The 225-nt window shown below is 33.5% G+C and carries 1 protein-coding gene; it reads left to right on the top strand.

The annotated features are described in order from the left end of the window. A partial coding sequence (locus G3997_RS05485; protein ID WP_330616098.1) for a hypothetical protein occupies positions 1–225 on the top strand: 225 nt, incomplete at both ends.

A 225-nucleotide genomic window follows, 5' to 3' on the forward strand; every position in this document is an offset into this window, starting at 1 on the left:
TGGCAGTAAAAAATCAAGTTCAACTTATAACTTATCCAGACTCTCTAGGTGGGGATTTAAAAACACTCGATCAAGTACTTACAAAATATTTTCCAAATACATTTAAGGGTGGTATTCACATACTTCCTCCATTCCCATCATCAGGCGATAGAGRATTTGCACCACTTACATATTTTGAAATCGAACCTAAATTTGGTACATGGGAAGATATAAAAAAAATAGGTA

The organism is Romboutsia sp. 13368 (assembly GCF_018336475.1).
GTDB lineage: Bacteria > Bacillota > Clostridia > Peptostreptococcales > Peptostreptococcaceae > Romboutsia.